The following is a 23,227-nucleotide window of genomic DNA, read 5'->3' as shown; positions in this document are numbered from 1 at the left end:
GCGGTAGACTGACACTCCCCATTCGCGAGCAGGGCTCCCACAGTCTGGATTTGTGTCAGGCCACTGGAACGATTGGCAGGTCGAGGACACATTCCATGGCACCGCTCTGCAGCGTACGCTGTTTTCTGGGAACGACTTCAAGCGCGCGGTCAACGGGCAGTACGGGAACGCCGGTGCCGAGAAAGATCGGAATGGTGGTGATGAACAGCTGCTGCAATTCCCCGGCGTCGGCAAAACAGGCTGCCGTTTTGCCGCCACCGACCAGCCAGACATTCTTGCTCTTCGCCGCTTGCCTGGCCTTGGCCGCGATGGCCCCGGCATCACCGTGTACGATGGTGATATCCAGATTGGCGGGGACTGACCGATTCCGGTTGCTCATGACAAAGGCGGGTACATCCTGGTAGGGCCAGTCATCGGGAGCGTTCGACATGATCCAGTCATAGGTCCGCGACCCCATGACCACAGCTCCGATTGTCTGATAAAAATCATCATAGGTCGTTGCGTCATCCCCCAGCGCAAAGTTCTCCAGCCAATCGAGTTTGTGTTGTTGAGTGGCAATATAACCATCCAGGGTGGCAGCTACGTAATAAACCAGCTTCGACATGTGTTTTCCTTTCCTTGTAATCATCCTGGTGAGAAATGATCCGTAAATAAACTGCCCCTCTCGAAAGTGGCGAGGGGCGATGGAGATCATTCATTTCGGCTAGGCGAAGATAATGCTGTTGCCACTTGGTAGGCGCTTTACCTTGTTGCACCGTATGCTATCGCCATTGGTCATGGGGTAAGTATTTTTACTTGTCGTGATGATACGGCGAAGCAGCGGAGCTTTATGCTTCATGCGGCTTGTAAAGTGTTCTTGATTACAACGTGCATTTGAATTTTTAACTTTGAATTTTAGGCGTGGTGCGGCTATTTCAGCTGGATTTATGATTGATCATTTAGATTGCAAATCAAATGATAAGAGAGTAACAAAATGCTGCGATGGCCGAAAACTCTGGGTGGGAAGCCAGCTTTTAGGAATGATCTGTAGGAGTGTTCTGGGAAAACGCCCTACATCAAAAACATAAGTTCTGGAAGTGCGAGGGGCAGACAGATATTTTTCAAAAGAGTGGGCTTTTCAGAGCTTCCCTAGGTCGCGCCAGGCTATATAAGAGTAGCTAAAATGGGAAATTCATTTTTGAGTCAGGACGCTAGTTAAGGTGGGTGTTGTTTGCTTGGTGGCTGCTTATTTAATTTTTATTTGTATGGGGTGGGTTTCACTACTAAGGTCCGTAATGGATAACTATTGATATATGGATACTCAATAATGGTTAGCGTCTTTTCTGACGGAAAAGGGAATGGGAATCCAGGTTTTGTGCATGCGTTCAGTCGTATTTCGCCGACTTATGAGGAGAAGTACGGTACCAAACTGAGTCAGGCCCATGATGAATGTCTGCGAATATTGAGCCTGCTCGCGATGGCGGTCTTGCATTCAACATCTCTGTTGGATGACAGGGCCTCATCGCGAGCAGGCTCGCTCCTACAGTTTTGATGAGTTCAGGCGACGGGAACGATTGGCAGATCGAGAATCCGGCCACCGCTGAAGCGTGCAGATGACCCGTTAATGGATTCGTGCGGCACACCTTTGACCACCTCGCTGACACCGTCCAGCCGCGCCATTTGCTCAGCACTCAACTGCACATTCAGCGCCCCCAACGTGGCGTCCAGCTGTTCACGTGTCCGCGAACCGAGGATCGGAATCAGCGCCGTGGTTGAGCGTTTGGCCTTTTCCCGCAACCAGGCAATGGCCACGTGGGTCGGGCTGGCGTCGAGTTCTGCGGCAACGCCGATCAAGGTGTCGAGCAGGGCGGTTTCGCGGGCGCTTTTTTCAGCATGAATCAGCACGCCGAGCTTGTTCGCGCGGTTGTCACCTTCACTGTTGCGATACTTGCCGGTGAGGAAGCCGCCACCCAGGGGCGACCACAGCGTCGCGGCCAGGCCAAGGGCTTCGGCCATCGGCAGTTGTTCGCGCTCGGCGGTGCGTTCGGCGAGGCTGTATTCGACCTGGATCGCAGCGATCGGCGCAAAACCTCGGACTTCAGCCAGCAGGTCGGCGCGGGCGATGCGCCACGCGGGGAAGTTCGACAGCCCGGCGTAGTGGATCTTGCCGGCACTGACCAGGTCGTCGAAGCCGCGCAGGATCTCTTCCATGGGGGTGACGCCGTCACTCATGTGGGCCCAGAACAGGTCGATGTGATCGGTCTTCAGTCGTTTCAGGCTCTCTTCGACGGCGCGCACCATGTTCTTGCGGCTGTTGCCGGTGTGGGAAATACCGGCCGCCGGTGTAGTCCCCAGGGTGTATTTGGTGGCGATGACCAGGCTATCCCGTTCCGCCTGGATGAATTCGCTGAGCATGGCCTCGGACTGCCCGCCCTGATAGCCATTGGCGGTGTCGATGAAGTTGCCGCCGGCTTCCAGGTAGCCATCAAAAATCCGCCTGGCTTCGTCACGCTCGGCACCATGGCCCCAGCCGGTACCGAAATTACCGGCGCCCAGGGCCAGTTCGGACACTCGCAAGCCGGTTTTACGACCAAAAACTTTGTAATGCATGGGATAACTCCAGAGGGATGACGGCAGGATTTATAGATGATGCATGACATGTATAAAATATTATGCTAATCATTTAAATCGTCAAGGTGCATTTCTTTCCTGCACAAAACCGCCGATCGCCGGTCACGTCATCAATGCGCAATGGCATACTGCCGCCCATGACTATCCAATCCCCCTTAAGCGCCTGGCAGCACGCGATCGAGCAAAAGGGCTTCGTCCAGGACGAGGCCCAGGAGCATGCCGTGTGGGCGCTGCAAAAATGCCACGAAGCGCTGCATGAAGGCCGCTCAGCCGTTTCCGGCGTGTACCTGTGGGGGCCGGTGGGGCGGGGCAAGACCTGGTTGATGGACCAGTTCTACCAAAGCCTGCGAGTACCGGCTCGACGCCAGCACTTTCACCACTTCATGGGCTGGGTGCACCAGCGTTCGTTTCAACTGACCGGCACCGCTGACCCGCTCAAGGCGTTGGCCCGAGAGTTGTCCGAAGCCGTGCGCGTGCTGTGTTTCGACGAGTTGTTCGTCAATGACATCGGCGATGCGATCATTCTCGGGCGCCTGTTTCAGGTGATGTTCGAGCAGGGCGTAGTCGTGGTCTGCACCTCCAACCTGCCGCCGGACCAGTTGTACGCCGACGGCTTCAATCGCGACCGTTTCATGCCCGCCATCGCCGCGATCAAGCAACACATGCAGGTGATCGCTGTGGATGGCGGGGAAGACCATCGCCTGCATCCGGGGGCCGCGTCGCAGCGCTATTGGGTGGCCGAGCCGGGCACGCCCGGTGCGCTGGGTGAGGTGTTCCAGGCGTTGAGCGCCGGCCAGTCGGCATCGTGCGAGCCGGTCCCGGTCGGTTACCGCTCGCTGGAGGTGGTCAAGGCCAGCCCGACCGTGCTCTGGACCCGCTACGCCGCGCTGTGCGAGCAACCCTTCGCAGCCATGGATTTCATCGCCCTGTGCGATACCTACGGCGCTATCCTGTTGGGGGACGTACCCAACCTCAGCGCGCAAAAACGTGCCGGGCGCATCGCCCGCGGTACCGAGGACGGTGTCGAGCGGGTGGAAGCGGGGGACCGCGAGCTGCCGCAGTTGTCGGTGCATGACGACGGCGTAAGACGTTTCATCGCGCTGGTGGACGAGTGCTACGACCGCAAGGTGCCGCTGTACCTTGAGGCGCAAGTGCCGATGGCAGCGCTTTATACCGAGGGTTATCTGGAATTTCCGTTCCGCCGCACCCTCAGTCGATTACAGGAAATGCAGTTGCAACGGTTTGCCGAAGTCTGATCGGGAGCAGCACACATGAATCAGCCCCTGTCGCACCACCTGCTGACCATGGCTTATCAGAATGCCTGGGCCAACCACCGACTGGCCAAGGCCTGGAGCCAGTTGAGCCCGCAGGAGTTGATCTGCGCACGGGTCAGCTTCTTCCCCAGCATCCGCGCGACCCTCAACCACATCCTCACCTGCGACTGGTTTTATGTGGATGCGCTGGAGCGCGAAATCCGCGGCGACGATCCGCATCCCGATTACCGGGTGTTTTTCAAGGAAGACGAACCCTGCCTCATCGCGGCGGACCTGGTTCGTGAACAGGCCCATGTCGATCGTCGATTGATCGCGTACTGCGAGCAGCTGCGCGATGCCAGCCTCGGCAAAATCGTGACCATCGCCCGCGACACGCCGCAACACGACAGCCGTTTGCGCCTGCTGTCCCATTTGTTCGAACACCAGATCCATCATCGCGGTCAGGTTCACGCCATGCTCAGCGGCACCTCGGTCAAGCCACCGCAACTCGACGAGTTCTTCTGCGCCGGCGAGTCGCACTTGCGGGCCGAGGACTTTGCCGAGCTGGGGTGGACGGAAGCACTGATCTGGGGCGCTTGAACGGCAAAGAATTGCGCGGTGGTGATTGTCGATACCCGGGTGCTCGCGCTATGGTCCGCCGGCACTTCAGCGTGAAATACAGGCTGGGGGCTACTTCATGTGTGATCGAGGATGGAAATGGACTCCGCAGAAATTCTTGTGCTTCAGGCCAGCTACACCAATCCGGTGCATGCCGAGGCTATTTGTCTGGTGTTGAACCACTACGCCGAGGACCCGATGGGGGGTGGCCAGCCGTTGCCGGCCCATGTCCTGGAGCAACTCCCGGCAGAGCTTGCCAGGCGTCCCCACGCTTTCAGTGTGCTGGCTTTTGTCGGGGGCGAGCCGGCCGGGCTGGTCAATTGCTTCGAGGGCTTCTCGACCTTTGCCTGCCGGCCGTTGGTCAATGTGCACGACGTGTCGGTGGTGAAGAAATTTCGCGGCCTGGGCTTGAGCCAGAAGATGCTGCAAAAGGTCGAGGACATCGCGCGTCAGCGTGGTTGCTGCAAGCTCACCCTGGAAGTGCTGGAAGGCAATGCCGTGGCGCAGGGGTCTTATGAAAAAGCCGGTTTCGCCGCCGGCATGTTCGACCCGGCCCATGGACGCATGCTGTTCTGGACCAAGAGCCTCTAACTCGACAGAACGTTTTTTGGGTTTTTCACTTTCTGCGAGGGCGCGGACCCCTGTAGGCGCCGGCTTGCCAGCGATGATCGTTAACGATGACGCGTGTGAACCCGATAAGCGCGGCGCACTTGAGTCCATCGCCAGCAAGCTGGCTCCTACAGTTTCCCTGCGTGGGCACGGTCCATTGTGGGAGCTGGCTTGCCAGCGATGGTCGTTAACGATGACGCGTGTGATCTGGATGAACGCGGCGCACTGGAGTCCATCGCCAGCAAGCTGGTTCCTACAGTTTCCCTGCGTTGGTGCGGTCCCTTGTGGGAGCTGGCTTGCCAGCGATGGTCGTTAACGATGACGAGTGTGATCTGGAAGGACGCGGCGCGCTGGAGTCCATCGCCAGCAAGCTGGCTCCTACAGTTTCCCTGCGTGGGCACGGTCCATTGTGGGAGCTGGCTTGCCAGCGATGGTCGTTAACGATGACGCGGGTGAACTGGAGGAACGCGCCGCGCTTGAGTCCATCGCCAGCAGGCTGGCTCCTACAGTGTCAGTGTCCCGGGAATGCGTGAAGAGCCCAAAAAAAGGGCGTCCATCAGGACGCCCAAACGTTCTTCTGCGACTGTAGGGCCGCAATCAAAGGATCATTTCGATCTGTAGGTTTCTGTCATTTGTGCGGTTTGATCGTCGGGCACCCGTAGTTCGATGCTCGGGATCGGATGGCCGAGGGCTTCTTGCTGGGCCAGTCGCAGACTTTCGTAGTAATAGCGCATGCGTTCGGCTCCACCTTCGGCGAATGCGCTGGTCGAACCCAGCGCCATCAGGCCGGCGAGGATCACGGCGGTGCGTTTCATGGTATGCCTCCCACTAAAGTTGTCGGATGCCTTTCGTCCATGAATCAATGAAGCAGTGTCGAAATGGCATTATCCGCCGATTCGCTTAAATGGGAATTAACTTCACCGCTGGCCTTGCCATGAAAAAGGGGCCGGAACCGACCCCTGAAAGGATTACTGCTGAACGACCGCGGGTGGCGTTTTCGGCTTCATCAGGCTGAAGTCGATCAGCGCGCGCTGCTCACGCTCATAGGGATTGCCGATCATCAATGGCCGGGCCTTGAAACTGTCGCTGACCACACTCTTGCTGCGATCGAGTTCGTCGAAGCTCAGGCCTGCCAGATCGGCCCAGGTGTGGATCAGGTGCGAGCTGCTGTAAGGACGCGAGAGGTCGCCGGCGAGGTTCCAGTCATGGCTTGCCCGCCATTTCGGCGAAGCCCAGGCCATGAACGGAATGGTGTACATCGGAGCCGTCGGCTTGTTCTCGTTGCGCCCCAGGGTACTGTGACCCGCGGAATCGAATACGTCTTCGCCATGGTCGGAGAGGTACAGCAGGAAGCCGTTCGGATCGGTTTTGGCGTAGTCCTTGATCAGGCTGGACACCACGAAGTCGTTGTACAGCACGGCATTGTCATAGCTGTTGTACGTCGGCACCTGATCGTCACGTACGCCGGCCGGAACGCCATTGCGGTCCTGGAACTTGTCGAAGGTCGACGGGTAGCGGTACTGGTAGCTCATGTGCGTGCCGAGCAGATGCACGACGATGAGTTTGCGCGGCGCCGCGTCGGCCAGGGCCTTGTTGAACGGCTCGATCACGTCGCCGTCGTACTGCGCGGCGTTCTGGTTGCGGTTGTTGTTCAGGTACACCTGTTCGTCGGCCTGTTCGGAAAAGGTCGTGAGCATGGTGTTGCGCTTGGTCATGGTCTGCTGGTTGGTGATCCAGAAGGTTTTGTAACCGGCTTGTTTCATCATGCTGACCAGCGATGGCGTCGACAGGTACAGGTCCGGGTTTTCCTCGTCGGCGAAGGTCAGGACCTGTTGCAGCGCTTCAATGGTGTAGGGGCGCGGGGTGATGACGTTGTCGAAAACGTCCAGCTGATCCTTGAGCTTGTCCAGTTCCGGCGTGGTTTGCCGTGGGTAACCGTACAGGCTCATGCGCTGACGGTTGGTGGACTCGCCGATCACCAGCACCAGGGTCGCAGGCGTATTGGCCATGGCGTCCTTGAGGTTGTGCAGCGGTGCAATCCTGCTGGCGCTGTTGAGCATGTCCTGCATGCCGGCCAGGGTTTCCAGGTAACGATGATAGGCCACGGCCATCTGCCATGGCACCGCTGGTTCGATGCGGGTTTCGAACTTGTCGAAGCCTCCGGCGAAACTGCCGGTGCGCGAGGTTTGCTTGATCAGCGGATAACCGACCACCGCCACGACAATGGCCACCGCTGCCGCGATGGCCTTGCCACGGGCCAGGTACACCGGACGCAGGCGAGTCCACAGGAAATAGGCAAATGCGCTGTGGGCCAGGAACGCCGGGATCATCCACCAGGCAAAGTACTGGGTCATGTACTCACCAGCTTCAGCCACGTTCGACTCGAACATGATGAAGATGACGCTCTGGGAAAACTCCTGCTGGTAAATGAAGAAGTAGCCCAGGCTCGCCATGGAGCAAGCCCACAGCACAACGCCGATGACGGCGGCCATGACACGGGTCTGTTTGGGGAACAGCAGCATCGGCGCCAGCCAGATCGCGCTCATGACGAAGGCTTGGCGGAATCCGGTAAACCCGGAGGTGCCCGTCAGTTGGATCAGTAGTTGGGTGATGCCGGAAAAGTACCAGAAGAATACAAACAGCCAGACGAATCCGGCCCAATCAAAACCTGCCGCAGTCGTTTTGCTGCGTTCGAACAAAGACATTCAGCGCTCCAGCCGAGAATTCACTACCACCGCCGGGACTTGAAAATCGCGGACGACGAACGAGGGCCGCGCGGAACCGGGCGGCCTGGAACTTGTAATTATCGTGAGACAATTGTGAAAATTTCGTGAGTTGCCGGAGGCGGCAGGGCGTAAGCCGGTGCGGAAGCAGGGCAGACTGCTCCCGCTTGAGACGGGGGAATCAGGCGAGTGGGGCGCGTTGCACCGCAGCCAGGGGCTGTGTCTGACCCGTTTGCAGCAGCAGTCGCAACTGCGCCAGCTCCTGTTTCAATTGATCGCGTTCGTCCTTCAACTGACGCAATTCATCGCGACGGATAGTGACGTAAAGGGTTTGTGCTGGCAGTGCGGTATGTACTGTGCCCATTGCTCACCTCGCAAATGGCGTGTCTCAACTGTAGAGCCGCGTCGAAATCAACGGCTGATCTACTATCGGCGCCAATTTTGATTTCTTTTGCTCCCGAAGGGAACTTTTTTATTTTTCATTGTCGTTGTGTCTTCGGCTTGATTCCCGACGTTATCCATCAGGATCGGGCACAATGCCCGGAAACTTCACGCCAACGCTCTGGACTAACCTCATGAGTCGCGTTGGGCTATAACCTTTGACACACATTTTATTTGTAGTAGGGAGCATCAGCACATGCAACTCGGGATTATTGGACTGGGCCGCATGGGCGGCAATATTGCGCGGCGCCTGATGCTCAACGGGCACACCACCGTTGTTTACGACCGCAATACCGCCTTTGTCGAAGCCTTGTCCGCTGAGGGCTCCACCGGCGTCGCCGATCTGCCGGCCCTGGTCGCTGGCCTGGCCAAACCGCGTGCGGTGTGGGTCATGCTGCCGGCAGGCGCACCGACCGAAGAAACCATCGACACCCTGAGCACCTTGCTCGAAGCCGGCGACACCATCATCGACGGCGGCAACACCTTCTATAAGGACGATATCCGCCGGGCCAAGACCCTGGCGGAAAAAGGCCTGCATTACATCGACGTCGGTACATCCGGCGGCGTCTGGGGCCTGGAGCGTGGCTACTGCATGATGATCGGTGGCGATGCCGCGACCGTGACGCGTCTCGACCCGCTGTTTGCAACGCTGGCCCCGGGCATGGGTGACATCCCGCGTACCAAGGACCGCAAGTCCAACGACGATCGTGCCGAGCGTGGCTACATTCACGCCGGTCCAGCAGGCGCCGGGCATTTCGTGAAGATGATCCACAACGGCATCGAATACGGAATGATGCAGGCCTTCGCCGAAGGCTTCGACATCCTGCAAACCAAAAACAGCGAGAGCCTGCCAGCCGACCAGCGTTTCGACCTGAACGTCGCCGACATCGCCGAAGTCTGGCGTCGTGGCAGCGTGGTGTCCTCGTGGTTGCTCGATCTGACGGCCGACGCCCTGGCCAGTGATCCGAAGCTCGACGGTTTCTCCGGGTCGGTGGCCGACAGCGGTGAAGGCCGCTGGACCATTGAGGCGGCGATGGAGCAAGCGGTGCCGGTGCCGGTGCTGTCGAACTCGCTGTTTTCCCGCTACCGCTCGCGCGGCCAGGGTACCTTTGGCGACAAGGTTCTCTCGGCCCAGCGCTTCGGCTTCGGCGGTCATGTGGAGACCTCGAAAAAATGACCCATGTGATCCGCAGGAAATCCAAGACAGAGCCCGCACCCGCGACGACGCTGTTTCTGTTTGGCGCCCATGGTGACCTGGTCAAGCGTCTGTTGGTGCCGGCGCTGTATAACCTCAAGCGCAACGGGTTGCTCGGGGATGGACTGCGGATCATCGGCGTTGACCACAACGCCATCAGCGATGAAGGTTTTGCGCAAAAGCTCGAAGACTTCATTCGAAACGAGATGGCTGGCAAGGGTGATCACACCCTTGATCCAGCGGTCTGGTCCAAACTTGCCAAAGGCATCAGCTACGTCCAGGGCGATTTCCTGGACGACAGCACTTATCAAGCGCTGGCGGCGAAAATCGCCGACAGCGGAACCGGCAATGCGGTGTTCTACCTGGCCACCGCGCCGCGTTTCTTCAGTGAGGTGGCGCGTCGACTCGGTGCCGCCGGCTTGCTGGAAGAAACCCCCGAGGCCTTCAGAAGGGTGGTGATCGAAAAGCCCTTCGGCTCCGACCTGCAAACGGCCGAGGCCTTGAATGCCTGCCTGCTCAAAGTGATGACGGAAAAGCAGATCTACCGGATCGATCACTATCTGGGCAAAGAGACCGTGCAGAACATTCTGGTCAGCCGGTTCTCCAACAGCCTGTTCGAAGCGTTCTGGAACAATCACTACATCGACCACGTGCAGATCACCGCCGCTGAAACCGTCGGCGTGGAAACCCGTGGCAGTTTTTATGAGCACACGGGCGCGCTGCGGGACATGGTGCCCAATCACCTGTTCCAGTTGCTGGCGATGGTGGCGATGGAACCGCCCGCCGCGTTTGGCGCCGATGCGGTGCGCGGCGAGAAGGCCAAGGTCGTCGGCGCGATCAGGCCCTGGACAGTCGAGGAGGCCCGCGCCAACTCGGTGCGCGGCCAATACGCCGCGGGTGAAATCGACGGCAAGGCGCTGCCGGGCTATCGCCAGGAAGACAAGGTCGCGCCCGACAGCAATACCGAAACCTATGTGGCCCTCAAGGTCATGATCGATAACTGGCGCTGGGTCGGGGTGCCGTTCTACCTGCGCACCGGCAAGCGCATGAGCGTGCGTGACACCGAGATCGTCATCTGTTTCAAACCGGCGCCCTATGCGCAGTTTCGCGATACCGAAGTCGATGAACTGCAGCCGACTTATTTGCGCATTCAGATCCAGCCGAACGAAGGCATGTGGTTCGACCTGCTGGCCAAGCGTCCCGGTCAGGCGCTGAAAATGGACAACATCGAGCTGGGGTTTGCCTACAAGGATTTCTTCGAGATGCAGCCGTCAACGGGCTACGAAACCCTGATCTACGATTGCCTGACCGGTGATCAGACGTTGTTCCAGCGCGCCGACAACATCGAAAACGGCTGGCGCGCCGTGCAGCCGTTCCTCGATGCCTGGCAGCAGGACGCCAGCGTGCAGAGCTATGCCGCCGGGGAAAACGGCCCGAAGGCCGGCGAAGAGTTGCTGATCCGCGACGGTCGCGTCTGGCACCGCCTTGGATAATGTGGGAGCGAGCTTGCTCGCGATAGCGGGCTGTCAGACACTTGGAGGTGAATGTGCCGCCGCCATCGCGAGCAGGCTCGCTCCTACAGGGTTGGGGCTACAGCCAGTAGCTCACCGCATAATGTCTGGCACCGCCTCGGATAATGTGGGAGCGAGCTTGCTCGCGATAGCGGTCTGTCAGACACTTGGATGTGAATGTGCCGCCGCCATCGCGAGCAAGCTCGCTCCCACAGGGTTGCAGCTACACACCGCATAATGTCTGGCACCGCCTTGGATAATGTGGGAGCGAGCTTGCTCGCGATAGCGGGCTGTCAGACATTTGGAGGTGAATGTGCCGCCGCCATCGCGAGCAGGCTCGCTCCTACAGGGTTGGGGAGTTACAGCCAGTAGCTCACCGCATACCACCCGAGCAAGCCCATGACTACGGTGTACGGCAACGCCATCCAGACCATCCGCCCGTAAGACAGGCGCACCAGCGGGGCGATCGCCGAGGTCAGCAAGAACAGGAACGCCGCCTGGCCGTTGGGCGTCGCCACGCTTGGCAGGTTGGTGCCGGTGTTGATCGCAATGGCCAGCGTTTCGAAATGTTCACGGGTCATCTCACCCGCCATGAATGCGCGCTTCACTTCGGTGATGTAAATGGTCGCGACGAATACGTTGTCACTGATGGCTGACAGCAGGCCGTTGGCAATGAACAGCATGCCCGGTTGTTGATCCGCCGGCAGCGCCAGTACCCAGTGGATCAGCGGCGAGAACAATTGCTGGTCGTGAATCACCGCGACCACGGCGAAAAACACTACCAACAAGGCGGTAAACGGCATGGCGTCCTTGAATGCGGTGCCAAGGCGGTGTTCGTCGGTAATGCCGGTAAACGCGGTGATCAACACGATCACCATCAAGCCGATCAAGCCCACTTCGGCGATGTGAAACGCCAGCCCGGCAATCAGAATCAATGCGGCAACGCCTTGTACCAGCAGCGCGGCCCGTTGGCGGGCGGTGCGCTCGGCATTGTCTTCGGCGGCATAGTTGGCCAGCACCGCACGGACGTTATCCGGCAGCAGCGTGCCGTATCCGAACCAGCGCAGCTTTTCCAGCAGGACGCATGTCACCAGGCCTGCAACCAGTACCGGCAGGGATACCGGCGCAACCTTGGTGAAGAATTCGGAGAAATGCCAACCCATTTCATGGCCGATCAGCAGGTTCTGCGGTTCGCCGACCAGCGTACACACGCCGCCCAGTGCGGTGCCTACGGCACCGTGCATCAACAGGCTGCGCAGAAAGGCGCGGAACTGTTCGAGATCGCCCTGATGCAGGGTCGGCAGATGTTGGTCGTCGCTGTACTCGCTGTCCTGGCGCGGGTCGTTACCCGAGGCGACGCGGTGATACACCGAGTAAAAGCCTACGGCGGCACTGATGATCACGGCGGTCACGGTCAAGGCATCGAGGAACGCCGACAGGAAGGCCGACAAAAAGCAGAACATCAGGGCCAGCGCGGCCTTGGAGCGAACCCCCAACAGCAGGCGCGAGAACAGGTACAGCAACAAGTCCTTCATGAAATAGATACCGGCCACCATGAACATCAACAGCAGGATCACCGGGAAATTGTGCAGCAACTCGTCATACAGCGCCTGGGGCGTGGTCATCTTCAGCAGCAGGGCTTCAATCAACAACAGGCCGCCGGGCATCAGCGGATAACACTTGAGCGCCATGGCCAGGGTGAAGATGAACTCCAGCACCAATAGCCAGCCGGCCGCTACCGGGCCAACGGTCCACAGGACCAGGGCATTGAGAATCAGAAAGCCGACGATGCAGGCCTTGTACCAACGGGGCGAATGCCCGAGAAAGTTGTGCGCGAACGCCTGGGCCATTGAACCGGACATCGGCTGCTCCTTGTTTTAAGAAGCGCGCAACTTGCCGCAAGCGGGTGAGAAGATCAAGCGCAGGAAGAATGCACGTGCCTAACCCTGATAGCGAGCAATGACTGCCTTGTAGTTTCCATGCAGCGAATAGCCACCGACGACGATGTTTCCATCGGCCTGCGCCGCGACACAGGTGGCGGTATCCAGACTCGGGCCGAGGCGGGTACGCGTATAGCCGCGGCCATTGCCAAAGCGGTGATCGGGACGGCCGTCGGGCAGGTATCGACCGATCAGGAAGTCTGCTTCGATGCCGCCGATGGTTGCGCCCGCCGTGAGCACACTGCCATCGGGCTGTAGCTGCGCGGCATTCCACTGGCAGCCGTTGTGGCCAATGACCAGGCGTTGCGGTTGGCCGCCGTTGCAGTGGTTGTCGGGGCGGCCGTTGCTGTGCATCTTGAATGTCAGGCAGTGCATCGGCTCGCGACTGCAACCAAAACACAAGACGTCTCCATTGATTTGCTGGACCACCTGACTGACCCGGGCGCCATGCCCCTGGGCCTTGAACGTCAGGAATCCGTCCACGGCGAAACTGTCGTCGAGGCGGCCGTCGGCGTGGTAGCGCGCCAGCAAGCCTTCTTCAGGGAAGTTGATCGATCCACCCACCAGAACCCGGCCGTCACCCTGTATTGTCAGGCTGCTGAGCCAGGTATTCATCAGCAGGTGCCGCACCACCACAAAGCCACGGCCATTGAACGAGCAGTCCAGCGAGCCTTCGACATCCAGTCGTATCAACAGGCCGACGTGATCGGCCAGTTCGAAGTGATGGTTGGCCAGAATGAGGATCCGGCCGTCTCGCTGTACGCCCACATCACAGGCTTCAGCGCCCGGCACACCGGGAGGCAACCAGATATCGCGCACACCGAGGGACAGACCACCAGGCAATCGCACGACGCGGCGGCCATTGTCGCCAAAGCTTCGAACCAGGCGACCCTCTTGATCGAACAATGCCAGGCCCGGGAGCGTGCGGTGTACGTTATCGTATTGCAGGCCGGCCAACAGGATATTGCCGTCGGGCATGACCAGAACCTTGGCGCCCATGGCTTCGAACCCGGGCTCGAATTGCCCGATGACGCTGCCTTGCCTGCCGAACGCCAGGTCTGCCGAACCATCCTCCAGCAAGCGGGCCAGGCCAAAGCGGCTACCATCGGCCATGGCGACCTTTGCCGCCACCAGCATACGGCCCCGGGCATCGATTGCGACGTCGTTGGCCATGCTGGAAAGGCTGTCGGCGAAATACACCTGGGTTTTGCCGTTGCCTGCAAACGTCGTATCGAGAGTGCCGGCAGTGTTCCGGACGGTGGAGCAGGCAATGGCGGACTGGATTGACATGAACCGCATCTCCTTGCGAGTCGTCCTGATCCAGAAGTTTGGGTGGCGACTTTGTAAGAAGAATATTCAATCCCTGAATGGGGAGATGCACAACGGTATGAACTAACAGACGGAGAGTCGTTGTGTGCCACAACAGTGTCTTTTCGAACCATTGGCAAGCCTGCAAAGTATCAGGCGCAAGAAGTTCAAACTAATGGGGCAATGAGTGCGTAGGGGCGAGCACGATGAGCCCAACTAAAAGACGGGGGAGGGCGCGGATTACCCCGGAGTAATCCGCAAAACGGTTAGTGCGGCATCGACCACGACTGCAGTGTGTAACCTTCCTCGCTCAATTCGGCGCGGGCCTGTTCCAGCAGCAGTTCGAGTTGTGCGGGATCGGAATAAGCGCTGCTTGGGATCTGCTTGCGGCCAATGCTGGTGCTGGTGCGGTCGATAACGGTCAGGCTGAGTTCGCCATTACCGTCTTGTGGAGCCCAGGCCACGCATTTGAATGGCTTAAATGCGCGGTCGGCAATCAAAAGTGCTTCGTTGATACGGAGCGGGGCGTTCATAGGGTCTTCTCTCTGTGTGCCCAATCAAATGATGTGCCGTCGGTTGGGCTTACCGTTCGGCTGGTTACTTGTACTGATGCCCGCAACCGGGGTTCGGGTCACACACAATCAAAAGAAATTTCGACTTTATTTCATGGGTTCAAGAATGAGCCCGGCATTGAAAGCTGAATGAAAGGAAAGAGACGTTAGGTAGCGATCAAAGGCGCTTCTTATAACTGGATTTATTGCAATCCTATAGTCAAACGATACAAGGGGCTGTCAAGTTCTTGCTAATGTTACAGTTAGGTCCGCCAAATTATTGTTTTTACTAAATTTTATAAAAATTGGCGCCAAGGATCAGTCATGAGCGATGTGCCAGCTTCACGACGTCTATTAGTGGTGGACCCCTGTGACGATTGCTATCGTCTGCTCCCTGGATTGCGCGCTATCGGTTGGGAAGTTGACAGCTGCACGCTGGAACACGCCACTGACCGAACCTGTGACGTGGGCTTGATACGCCTGCAGCCGTATCACCTTGAGCACCCGGAAGCCGTCAAGGAATTGATCAGCCGCAGTGGCGCAGAGTGGATAGCGGTACTCAACCAGGAAGTGCTGCGACTGCAAAATGTCGGCGACTTTGTCTGTGAGTGGTTTTTTGACTTTCATACCTTGCCGTTCGATGTATCCAGGGTTCAGGTAACGCTGGGCCGGGCATTTGGCATGGTGCGGTTGCGTGGGCAGGGTACGGTGCATGTTGACCAGCCCGAGCACGAATTGCTCGGCGACAGCAAACCTGTGCGTGAACTGCGAAAGCTCTTGAGCAAATTGGCTCCGACCGAATCTCCGGTATTGATTCGCGGTGAAAGCGGCACTGGCAAGGAATTGGTCGCACGAACCCTGCATCGCCTGTCCCAGCGTCACAGCAAACCCTTCATCGCGATCAATTGTGGTGCGATTCCCGAACACTTGATCCAGTCCGAATTGTTCGGCCATGAGAAAGGCGCATTTACCGGCGCACATCAACGCAAGGTCGGACGAATAGAAGCCGCTAACGGCGGCACCCTGTTTCTCGATGAGATCGGTGACCTGCCACTGGAGTTGCAGGCCAATCTGCTGCGATTCCTCCAGGAAAAACACATCGAGCGGGTGGGCGGCAGTCAGCCGATTCCGGTCGACGCGCGGGTGCTGGCGGCGACGAATGTCGACCTTGAAGCCGCTATCGCGAAGAAACGCTTTCGCGAAGACTTGTATTACCGCCTGAACGTACTGCAAGTGGTGACCGTTCCGCTGCGCGAGCGCCATGGCGACTTGTCGATGCTGGCCAATCACTTCTCCCATTTCTACAGCCGTGAAACCGGACGTCGCCCCCGCAGTTTCAGCGAAGACGCCTTGATTGCCATGGGCAAACACGACTGGCCAGGCAATGTTCGTGAGCTGGCCAATCGCGTTCGTCGTGGACTGGTATTGGCCGAAGGCCGGCAGATCGAGGCCCGCGACCTGGGGTTGATCAGTCAACACGCGATTGCCGCACCGATGGGCACCCTCGAAGAATACAAGACCCGGGCCGAACGCCAGGCGTTGTGCGACGTATTGAACCGCCACAGTGATAATCTGAGTGTCGCCGCCAAAGTATTGGGCGTGTCGCGTCCGACGTTCTACCGGTTGTTGCACAAGCATCAGATTCGTTGAATTCCCGCTTCAAACAAAAAGACCGCTGCAATAAAAATTGCGGACGCGGCGCGCTTGAATCCATCGCCAGCAAGCTGGCTCCTACAGTTTCAGCGTGGGCATGGCCTGTGTGGGAGCTGGCCTGCCAGCGATGGTCGTTAACGATAACGCGGGTGATCTGGATGATCGCGGCGCACCGGAGTCCATCGCCAGCAGGCTGGCTCCTACAGGTTCAGCGTGGGCATGGTCCTCTGTGGGAGCTGGCTTGCCAGCGATGGTCGTTAACGATAACGCGTGTGAACTGGATCAACGCGGCGCCCTGGAGTCCATCGCCAGCAGGCTGGCTCCTGCAGTTACCCTGGATTGCGTGAAGAGCCTGTCAGAAGTAGTAAGGGAATTTCAGGCTGAACTGGAAGTCCGGGGCGTCGTCCGTCATGCCAATGGACAGGTTGGGTACGATGGTCAGGTTGTCGGTGGCCGCAATGGTCATGCCGATGTTGAAGTATCCGGCGTTGGCATCGCTGGACACCACCGATTGCCAATCCCCGCCATCTTCCTTGAGCTGGCTTTTGCGTTGCACCAGGTCAGAGACCGAGAACGACATGCTCATCTTTTCGTTCAAGGCGAACGCAATGCCGGCGCCAATCTGGAAACTGTCGCCAATGCGAACTTTGCCTGGCGTCTTGAGCGCCGGGTTGGAGCTGATGTCGTCGAAGGATTCTTCCAGGTTGTGTGTGTACGACAGGCTGCCGAACAGCACTGCCGGATCGAAGGTCTTGACCAGAGAGATCCCCGGCGTGATCGACCAGACGCCGTTACCGGTAGGCAAGGATTCAGGCACGGCCAGGTTGGAGTTGGCGTCCACCCGAACCAGCTTGATGCCGAACGGGTCTTTGCCGGTGGGAGCCTTGACGCGCAAGGTCAACACGGCATCCGGCGTGTTGGCCGACTCGTCGAGGAATTTGTAGGCGATACCGAAGTTGACGTCACCAATGGCCGGGTCTTCCTTGACGGTGTCTTCGGTCGTGACGTTGGCGGCGCCGTTGTTGCCGCCACCGGACTGGTACGTGGACTGACGGTAAACCACCGGCACGTTCAGGTCGAACTGCCAGCGATTGTTGAAGTTGTAGCGGCCAGTGAGGTCCATCGTCCAGGTGTCGGCCTTGATCCGGTCCAGGTTGATGGCACCGAGAAAGATCGAGTCCAGGGCGAGAAAACCGTTGAGGACCAGTTGGCGGGTATCGTACCGGGAGTAGGTTATCCCGGTTTCGACACTGAACTTGCCACCGCCGAAGAACCCGCTGGCCTCGTCATACAGGTTTGAAACGCTTTGCGCCGGCTGTGAGTCATCGGCCAGCGATTGTCCATATGAACTGCCGCTGCCCCCCGCGGCCCCCCCTGAAGCCGCCGCGGCACCGGTGCCGGTGGCGACATTTGGATTGCCCTTCAGGTCCGCGGGCGACTTGGCCAGGCGTTTGGGCGGGGGTGGCGCAGGCTGTTCTTCGACCTGGCGGACCCGTTGTTCGAGAACCGCCAAGGCCTTTTGCTGGACTTCGTATCGTTGTTTCAACTCCAGAAGCTCTCGTTTGAGAGCCTCCAGTTCCGGGTCAGTTGCTGCCTGCACCATCGCCACCGGCAGTAGAGAGCACAAGAAAATAACTGCACGCAGTGATACCGATCGGTACATGAAAAAACCGTCCATTTGTGCCCAATGCTCGTGTCTCAGCGTAGCTCAATACCCCAAGGTCCGTAATGCAGTGAGTTGGTTCAGGTTGTAGCCCAATGCACCGGCACTCGGGCTTTTATTGTCGAGCACGACGTTGAGTCGCGTCATGTTGTTGACCACATTGCTGTTGCCCAGCAAGCGGGTGTCTTGCAGTAACCCGCCCTGGGCGACTTGTTGCAGGCTTGAGCCCTGGTTGTTGTTGGCGGTAATGGCCACCTGAACGCCGCCGCCGGTCGCGGACACGGCGACACTGCCCGCAGCATTGCTGCCGGTGATGGTTTGACCGGCTATCAGCGCCTGGCCACGGCTCGGCACCGGCGCAGGGGCCGTGCTGGCCTCTTTGACGTTGATGGCGATCTTGTTGTTTGCACTGTTGCCATCGCCAGCAGCTCGTGTGACCTGGGTGACGCCCTGAGAGGTGCTCAGTCCCGCACCACCCGTTACGTTACCGGTGCCCGGGGCGGTGCCCGAAACGGTGCCCGAGTTGTGGCCCGAGCCGGTACCTGAGTTGGACGAACTGCCTTTACCACTGTGATTGAAGGTTGAAACATAGAACTGGGGCTTGACCGTTTCGGCTTGAAGACGCATCGAAGTGGTTGCCCCGATCAGATCACCACTGGCGTTGCGCCAGGTACTGCTCATGACAACACCGAAGCTGATGATCCGCCCCGGCATCACATACCGGCCACGCAACTCGGCCAGTTCCTGGTCCTTGATTTCGATGGGTCTGAACTCATCAGCAAAACCTGAAGTGGTCGCTGCCAGACAGGCAGTGACCACCCAATACGAGGTTTTCATTTGCTGCTCCCGGAGCATCCTGCCCCCTGTCATCTTGTTGGCGATTAAAAGAAGTCGCTCTGTATGAAACCGAAATCCATCAATTCAGCATCTTTGACCGGGTTGAAATTATCCATCTTGTTCTTGGCTGTCAGCGGTTCCGGCGGACTGCGTAACGCATTGGTCTTGTCGTAACCGGGACCGATGATGGCGAAGACAATACCATTCCAGCCTTTGACAAAGTCATCATGGGAGTAGCGTTTGTGACCGAGCACCGGGTCGCCGATGTACACCCAGTTCTTGTCCGCCCGTTGCAACACCACGAAGTGCTTGTAGCCGCGAATGTCCATCAGTACTACCACTGGAATTGTCACGGCATCGAGTCTTTCAGGCGGGATCTTGTAGCCCCGGGCTCGCATGCCGATGCTTTCTATGTAGCGCTTCATGTCCAGCATGGAAAAGCCCTGGGTTCGGACCAGGTCCTGGTCGGCAAAGACCAGCATGCCTTTGATGATGTGCTCTTCATCGACGTCAAGCCAATAGGCCTGGCGCAGTATCGTTGCCAGCGCGGCGGCGCCGCAGCTGAAATCGGTTTTCTGTTCGACGATGTCGCTGAACTTGCGCTCACGCAAACTCTGTACGTGCTTGTACACCAGCACGCCGCCCGGCAGGGCGGCAACCGGCATCTGTGCAGCCTGGGTCAGCCCAGACAGGCACAGCAGGGCGAAAAGGGCCGTCTTACGCATGGGCGATACGCCTTCAGACCGAGGAAAAGCGCCGTCGCCGAGGCTCTTTCATGGCGGTCGCGACTATGGACATGATTTGCAGCCTGCGGCGATCGACAGCGAGTTGCTTTGCTGGTTGCCGACGCCGGACGATACGTTGGCTCCGCCGTTGCCGGAGAAGTTGTTCATCGAGCCCGTGATCGAAGCATTATTGGTTACAGGAGGTCTCCAGCCTTCTGGCGTCACCACTTGTTGAGTGGTTATGCCGGACAGACCGAGTACACCTACGGGTACGAACTCAGGCCTGGCGTTGTTGGTGACTTTCAGCCCGGACGTGCTTTGGTTCGCCGCCGCCGCGGCTACTGCTACACGGCCACCCGATACGGCAATCGCCAGGTTGTTTTTCTGTTGATTGAAGTCGCCGGTGGTGACGTTGATGCCGATGTTGCCGGAACCGCTGTTGCCAGCGTTATTGAGCGTTGTGTTGTTGGTATTGGAGTGGTTCCTGGCGGTGTTGCCGGTGCTCCTCTGAGTCGCGCTGGAGACGGTGACGGCGGAGCCGAAGATGAAGGCTTCGTCCGCCGTGGCAAGGGCGGCGGCGTTGTCTTGCTGGTTGCCGTTGCCGGCTGCAACGTTGGCGCCCATGTTGCCGTTGGAACTGTTCAGGGAGTTATCGATTTTGGCGTCGTTCTGGGTGCCCCGGTTCACTACCCCGCTGTCACTGCTTTCCTGTGAGTCCAGCACGGCGGCCCCGGCGCCTGAGGTAATCTGCAGAATCTGATCCAGCGACGGGCCATTGGACGGTTGGTTGCTGCCCTGTCCATTGCCCTGCACGGGATCAGCCTGGGCTGCGAATGCCATCACTGCTGCCAGGGCGAAAGCCAGTGGTTTGAGAGCAGTTGTCGGGTTCATGATGATTCTCCGTGCTCATTAGTTGTTCAAGTGTTGGTACTTCCCCATTCGCACTGTATCGGGGTCAGTCAGAGACCCGGATACTCAGGGTGTTAGCCATTCGGTTCCCCACCCCGGCACTCTGGTTCACCTGGATCACGCCCCGGCTGCCGGTGAAGGCCTGGTCGCTTGTCACGACCTGGCGACTGCCGTTTGGGCTGCCAGTTGCTCCCGAGTTCGGTAGCAACGCCACGTTCTGTTGAGAAAGAGCACTGTCGTCGATGGCTTGCGGTGCAGCGCCGATGCTGATGCGCAGGGCGTTGGCCATCTGGTTGTTCGCCCCGGCACTCTGGTTGACGCCCAGTACGCCGCTGCCATGACTGAAAGAGGTGCCGCCTATGTTGGCCGTCGCATCCATCGACGGATTGGCCGGCGTGGTGATGCTCTGCCTGACGCTGGTGGTTGCACCGGCTTGGGTACCAATGGCGATCGCGCGGACGTTGGCCTGCTGCTGTTGATCACCGGCCGCCTGGTTGACGCTGAAGTTGCCGCGGTATTGGGTACCGGAATCCAGGAGGGTGGCGTTGTTCACTGAACGGACGCCCGAATCGGCCATCACGCTGGTGCCGCCGAGCAGGGTAAGCAACAGGGCAGGTAAAAGGGCAGGTAAAAGAAGGAAGCGATCCATCTCATTGCCCCCCCGCCATTCTGCCCAGTGGGCTGAGGCCGGTGCTCATGGCACGGTTGATGGTGCCGGAAATGGCGCCGCCACTGCCACCACCGTGGCCGACGGACATGCCAGGCAAACCGTTGGGGTTGGTGATGACATTCAGGCCTTGCATGCCGCCCGGGTTTTGCCCGAAGCTGTTATGAGGGGTCGTTCCGGTGGTTACCCCGGCGATATCGGCGTCGCTGAGTTCGCCGGTGACGCGGGCAGAAGGGTTGGCATTGATGGTGGCCGGGTTCGGATCCCTGCCGCCGCCGCGACCGATGAGCGTTGGGTGAACGGTACGATCAAGCACGATGACACCGTTGCCTTCGGCTCGAACGGTGAAACTGAGAACAGTGCCGGCAGCGCTCGCGATCAGCAGAAGGCACATCAAGCCTTTTTTTTTGAATATCTCCACGACATTCATTCCTTCATTTGTAAGCTGGCCCCGGTCAGCTGTGTGAGGAATAGAGCGAAAGCTGTGCCGCCTTTTGAATATCGAGTAGATTCAATGGTTTACAGACTTGGATCGGAAACCTATCGTCCAGGGTGTACCAACGGTGAGACAAAATCCTGCGCAGGCAACCCGTATTTGCGCACCAACCCCTCTGGAACAAGGGTTCTAGCGTTGTTGTAACAATGCCTTAACACCTCCGGTGAGCAAACGGGGAGGAGCGTTGAAATGGGTAGTTTCAGGCAGGGAGGGTGTTTCAGGATCGGACACTTCCCCCCCCCTCAGCAGGCGGAGGATGGGGGGATTGCCCCAAACGCCGGTCAGGCGCCGAGCAATCGGGTCACTGCGTTGAGTGCCTGGATTCGGCGTTCTGCCCAATCTCCGTGCAGCACTTGAACCGGTTGTGCGTGGCGTTCAAGCCAGGCCAGGGTCTGCTCGAAAAATGCCTGGCGCTCACTCAATCGGGGCTGGCAACGCTGGCCGTCATCCGTCCACTCGACGTGCTCCGGTGACAGCAGCAGGTGCAAGTCGTAATGCCGGGCCAGTAGTGCTGGTTCAACCCAGGCGGGGCAATCGCCAAACAGGGTCTGGCTCCAGAGAATATTGCTCAGCAGGTGCGTGTCGAGGATGAGCAAAGGTGGTTGTTGCGCCCGCGCTTGGTCTTCCCATGTGAGTTGACCGCGGGCAATGGGCGTAATGTCGGCCAATGTGGTGTCCCGCGGATTCTGCTCGATGAACCGACGCACGTACTCATCAACCAGCATCCCGCCAAAGCGCTGTTGCAACTCAGCCGCCAGCCAGCTTTTACCGCTGGATTCAGGGCCTGTGAGGACCAGGACTTTCATGCGCGCAATGCCGGATCGGCACGCCATTCGCGCCAGCCCTGTACGGCGATGACGGCGAACAACCCGTACAGGGTGGCGGTGAGGTACAGGCCTTTATAGACGAACAACCCGACGAATATCACATCCAGAGCGATCCACAACGGCCAGCACTGGACACGTTTTTGCGCCATCCAGACCTGCGCTACCAGGCTGAACCCGGTCAGCGCCGCATCAAGCCAGGGTTGTGCAGCGTCGGTCCAGTGGGCCATGGCCGCTCCCAGCAACAGACTGCCGACTGCACCAATGGCCAGGCTCAACACCACGGTTCGAGTGTCGAGTCGACTGACTTCGCGGCCACGGGTCGTGTCGCCGCCCCGTGTCCACTGCCACCAGCCGTAAAGCTGCAAACCGGCATAGATGACTTGCAGCAGCATGTCGGAATACAGCTTCACCTCAAAAAAGATCCAACTGTAGAGCAGTACCATGACCAGGCCGATAGGCCAGCACCAGGGGTTCTGTTTGACCGTCAGCCAGACGGCAATGACACCGAGGGCGGCGGCAAACAGTTCAAGCCCGGACATGGAGATACCTTGGGGTAATCGAAGAGGGGGTGGATTGTAACCGCCGATCGGACTTGTCTGATAGGATTTCGCCCCCCGCACGGGTAAAGCTGATTCAAGGTGGTTTTTTTCACAGGATTTTAACGGTTCTGTGGTGATCCTTGATGCGCGGG

At 58.8% G+C, this 23,227-nt stretch carries 22 protein-coding genes; 6 read left to right on the top strand and 16 right to left on the bottom strand.

The features are described from left to right. Positions 1-55: 55 nt before the first annotated feature. Together KW841_RS17305 and KW841_RS17300 are read right to left on the bottom strand one after the other, a co-directional pair. Positions 56-604 (bottom strand): dihydrofolate reductase family protein, encoded by a 549-nt coding sequence (locus KW841_RS17305; protein ID WP_218478572.1) that lies wholly within the window; start codon positions 602-604, stop codon positions 56-58. Between the two features lie 932 nt (positions 605-1,536). Beyond that, entirely contained in the window at positions 1,537-2,589 is a 1,053-nt protein-coding gene (locus KW841_RS17300; RefSeq protein WP_218478570.1) for an aldo/keto reductase, read from the bottom strand. Between the two features lie 158 nt (positions 2,590-2,747). Here KW841_RS17300 and zapE point away from each other — a divergent pair, with 158 nt between their 5' ends. The 3 genes from zapE to KW841_RS17285 all read left to right on the top strand — a co-directional run bounded on the left by zapE (position 2,748) and on the right by KW841_RS17285 (position 5,072). Next, positions 2,748-3,866, top strand: a complete 1,119-nt coding sequence (zapE, locus tag KW841_RS17295; RefSeq protein WP_218478568.1) for a cell division protein ZapE — start codon at positions 2,748-2,750, stop codon at positions 3,864-3,866. 15 nt (positions 3,867-3,881) lie between these two features. Then, on the top strand, positions 3,882-4,463 hold the full coding sequence (locus KW841_RS17290; protein ID WP_218478566.1) for a DinB family protein: 582 nt from the start codon (positions 3,882-3,884) through the stop codon (positions 4,461-4,463). A gap of 117 nt (positions 4,464-4,580) precedes the next feature. Then, a complete protein-coding gene (locus tag KW841_RS17285) occupies positions 4,581-5,072 on the top strand; it encodes a GNAT family N-acetyltransferase (protein WP_015094987.1) in 492 nt (163 codons plus the stop codon). 623 nt (positions 5,073-5,695) lie between these two features. Here KW841_RS17285 and KW841_RS17280 read toward each other — a convergent pair. From KW841_RS17280 to KW841_RS17270, 3 genes are all read right to left on the bottom strand, one after another. Next, positions 5,696-5,905 (bottom strand): hypothetical protein, encoded by a 210-nt coding sequence (locus KW841_RS17280; protein ID WP_218478564.1) that lies wholly within the window; start codon positions 5,903-5,905, stop codon positions 5,696-5,698. Positions 5,906-6,058: 153 nt separating this feature from the next. Continuing rightward, entirely contained in the window at positions 6,059-7,795 is a 1,737-nt protein-coding gene (locus KW841_RS17275) for a phosphoethanolamine transferase CptA (protein WP_218478562.1), read from the bottom strand. 199 nt (positions 7,796-7,994) lie between these two features. Beyond that, positions 7,995-8,177, bottom strand: coding sequence for a DUF6026 family protein (locus tag KW841_RS17270; RefSeq protein WP_007970071.1), 183 nt, complete (start codon positions 8,175-8,177; stop codon positions 7,995-7,997). 249 nt (positions 8,178-8,426) lie between these two features. Here KW841_RS17270 and gnd point away from each other — a divergent pair, with 249 nt between their 5' ends. Beyond that, positions 8,427-9,431 carry a phosphogluconate dehydrogenase (NAD(+)-dependent, decarboxylating) gene (gene gnd, locus KW841_RS17265; protein WP_371319520.1) on the top strand — a complete coding sequence of 335 codons (1,005 nt, stop codon included), beginning with the start codon at positions 8,427-8,429 and terminating at the stop codon, positions 9,429-9,431. Then, positions 9,428-10,942 (top strand): glucose-6-phosphate dehydrogenase, encoded by a 1,515-nt coding sequence (gene zwf, locus KW841_RS17260; RefSeq protein WP_218478557.1) that lies wholly within the window; start codon positions 9,428-9,430, stop codon positions 10,940-10,942. Before gnd ends, zwf begins: the two co-directional genes overlap by 4 nt. 377 nt (positions 10,943-11,319) lie before the next feature. Here zwf and nhaB read toward each other — a convergent pair whose 3' ends face one another. The 3 genes from nhaB to KW841_RS17245 form a co-directional block, all read right to left on the bottom strand. Further along, positions 11,320-12,822, bottom strand: coding sequence for a sodium/proton antiporter NhaB (nhaB, locus tag KW841_RS17255; protein WP_218478555.1), 1,503 nt, complete (start codon positions 12,820-12,822; stop codon positions 11,320-11,322). Between the two features lie 78 nt (positions 12,823-12,900). After that, positions 12,901-14,190 carry a hypothetical protein gene (locus KW841_RS17250; protein WP_218478553.1) on the bottom strand — a complete coding sequence of 430 codons (1,290 nt, stop codon included), beginning with the start codon at positions 14,188-14,190 and terminating at the stop codon, positions 12,901-12,903. A 284-nt stretch (positions 14,191-14,474) separates the two neighbouring features. Beyond that, entirely contained in the window at positions 14,475-14,741 is a 267-nt protein-coding gene (locus KW841_RS17245; RefSeq protein WP_007970062.1) for a hypothetical protein, read from the bottom strand. 342 nt (positions 14,742-15,083) lie between these two features. On the opposite strand from KW841_RS17245, the gene KW841_RS17240 reads away from it, so the two are divergent. Next, a complete protein-coding gene (locus KW841_RS17240; protein WP_116580426.1) occupies positions 15,084-16,409 on the top strand; it encodes a sigma-54 dependent transcriptional regulator in 1,326 nt (441 codons plus the stop codon). Positions 16,410-16,767: 358 nt separating this feature from the next. Here the strand turns inward: KW841_RS17240 and KW841_RS17235 are convergent, their stop codons facing one another. The 8 genes from KW841_RS17235 to pnuC all read right to left on the bottom strand — a co-directional run bounded on the left by KW841_RS17235 (position 16,768) and on the right by pnuC (position 23,075). Next, complete coding sequence (locus tag KW841_RS17235; protein WP_218478551.1) at positions 16,768-18,075, bottom strand: hypothetical protein; 1,308 nt, start codon at positions 18,073-18,075, stop codon at positions 16,768-16,770. Positions 18,076-18,120: 45 nt separating this feature from the next. Next, on the bottom strand, positions 18,121-18,930 hold the full coding sequence (locus tag KW841_RS17230) for a hypothetical protein (RefSeq protein ID WP_218478549.1): 810 nt from the start codon (positions 18,928-18,930) through the stop codon (positions 18,121-18,123). A gap of 26 nt (positions 18,931-18,956) precedes the next feature. Further along, positions 18,957-19,637, bottom strand: coding sequence for a C39 family peptidase (locus KW841_RS17225; protein ID WP_218478547.1), 681 nt, complete (start codon positions 19,635-19,637; stop codon positions 18,957-18,959). Between the two features lie 63 nt (positions 19,638-19,700). After that, on the bottom strand, positions 19,701-20,528 hold the full coding sequence (locus tag KW841_RS17220; protein WP_218478545.1) for a heme utilization protein: 828 nt from the start codon (positions 20,526-20,528) through the stop codon (positions 19,701-19,703). 64 nt (positions 20,529-20,592) lie between these two features. Next, positions 20,593-21,195: an adhesin gene (locus KW841_RS17215; protein WP_218478543.1), complete on the bottom strand. Its 603-nt coding sequence runs from the start codon at positions 21,193-21,195 to the stop codon at positions 20,593-20,595. 1 nt (position 21,196) lies between these two features. Next, the gene (locus tag KW841_RS17210; protein WP_218478541.1) at positions 21,197-21,643 is read right to left on the bottom strand and encodes a hypothetical protein; all 447 of its coding nucleotides are present in this window, start codon (positions 21,641-21,643) and stop codon (positions 21,197-21,199) included. A 347-nt stretch (positions 21,644-21,990) separates the two neighbouring features. Next, entirely contained in the window at positions 21,991-22,515 is a 525-nt protein-coding gene (locus KW841_RS17205) for an AAA family ATPase (protein ID WP_218478539.1), read from the bottom strand. Beyond that, complete coding sequence (pnuC, locus tag KW841_RS17200) at positions 22,512-23,075, bottom strand: nicotinamide riboside transporter PnuC (protein WP_218478537.1); 564 nt, start codon at positions 23,073-23,075, stop codon at positions 22,512-22,514. Before pnuC ends, KW841_RS17205 begins: the two co-directional genes overlap by 4 nt. Positions 23,076-23,227 lie beyond the last annotated feature (152 nt).

This window comes from Pseudomonas sp. PDM28 (assembly GCF_019219115.1).
In the GTDB taxonomy this organism is placed as follows: Bacteria; Pseudomonadota; Gammaproteobacteria; order Pseudomonadales; family Pseudomonadaceae; genus Aquipseudomonas; species Aquipseudomonas laurylsulfatiphila.
Note: the sequence above shows the minus strand (reverse complement) of the source record. Positions and strands in the feature narration are given on the sequence as shown.

Bases quoted from the DNA above. Each gene is read 5' to 3' on its own strand.
- KW841_RS17210 (WP_218478541.1), bottom strand. From the start codon at position 21,643: ATGAATGTCGTGGAGATATTCAAAAAAAAAGGCTTGATGTGCCTTCTG.
- KW841_RS17215 (WP_218478543.1), bottom strand. From the start codon at position 21,195: ATGGATCGCTTCCTTCTTTTACCTGCCCTTTTACCTGCCCTGTTGCTT.
- KW841_RS17285 (WP_015094987.1), top strand. From the start codon at position 4,581: ATGGACTCCGCAGAAATTCTTGTGCTTCAGGCCAGCTACACCAATCCG.
- KW841_RS17225 (WP_218478547.1), bottom strand. From the start codon at position 19,637: ATGCGTAAGACGGCCCTTTTCGCCCTGCTGTGCCTGTCTGGGCTGACC.
- pnuC (WP_218478537.1), bottom strand. From the start codon at position 23,075: ATGTCCGGGCTTGAACTGTTTGCCGCCGCCCTCGGTGTCATTGCCGTC.
- KW841_RS17245 (WP_007970062.1), bottom strand. From the start codon at position 14,741: ATGAACGCCCCGCTCCGTATCAACGAAGCACTTTTGATTGCCGACCGC.
- zwf (WP_218478557.1), top strand. From the start codon at position 9,428: ATGACCCATGTGATCCGCAGGAAATCCAAGACAGAGCCCGCACCCGCG.
- KW841_RS17280 (WP_218478564.1), bottom strand. From the start codon at position 5,905: ATGAAACGCACCGCCGTGATCCTCGCCGGCCTGATGGCGCTGGGTTCG.
- KW841_RS17205 (WP_218478539.1), bottom strand. From the start codon at position 22,515: ATGAAAGTCCTGGTCCTCACAGGCCCTGAATCCAGCGGTAAAAGCTGG.
- zapE (WP_218478568.1), top strand. From the start codon at position 2,748: ATGACTATCCAATCCCCCTTAAGCGCCTGGCAGCACGCGATCGAGCAA.
- nhaB (WP_218478555.1), bottom strand. From the start codon at position 12,822: ATGTCCGGTTCAATGGCCCAGGCGTTCGCGCACAACTTTCTCGGGCAT.
- KW841_RS17230 (WP_218478549.1), bottom strand. From the start codon at position 18,930: ATGCTCCGGGAGCAGCAAATGAAAACCTCGTATTGGGTGGTCACTGCC.
- KW841_RS17250 (WP_218478553.1), bottom strand. From the start codon at position 14,190: ATGTCAATCCAGTCCGCCATTGCCTGCTCCACCGTCCGGAACACTGCC.
- KW841_RS17300 (WP_218478570.1), bottom strand. From the start codon at position 2,589: ATGCATTACAAAGTTTTTGGTCGTAAAACCGGCTTGCGAGTGTCCGAA.
- KW841_RS17220 (WP_218478545.1), bottom strand. From the start codon at position 20,528: ATGAACCCGACAACTGCTCTCAAACCACTGGCTTTCGCCCTGGCAGCA.
- KW841_RS17235 (WP_218478551.1), bottom strand. From the start codon at position 18,075: ATGTACCGATCGGTATCACTGCGTGCAGTTATTTTCTTGTGCTCTCTA.
- KW841_RS17240 (WP_116580426.1), top strand. From the start codon at position 15,084: ATGAGCGATGTGCCAGCTTCACGACGTCTATTAGTGGTGGACCCCTGT.
- KW841_RS17290 (WP_218478566.1), top strand. From the start codon at position 3,882: ATGAATCAGCCCCTGTCGCACCACCTGCTGACCATGGCTTATCAGAAT.
- KW841_RS17305 (WP_218478572.1), bottom strand. From the start codon at position 604: ATGTCGAAGCTGGTTTATTACGTAGCTGCCACCCTGGATGGTTATATT.
- KW841_RS17270 (WP_007970071.1), bottom strand. From the start codon at position 8,177: ATGGGCACAGTACATACCGCACTGCCAGCACAAACCCTTTACGTCACT.
- KW841_RS17275 (WP_218478562.1), bottom strand. From the start codon at position 7,795: ATGTCTTTGTTCGAACGCAGCAAAACGACTGCGGCAGGTTTTGATTGG.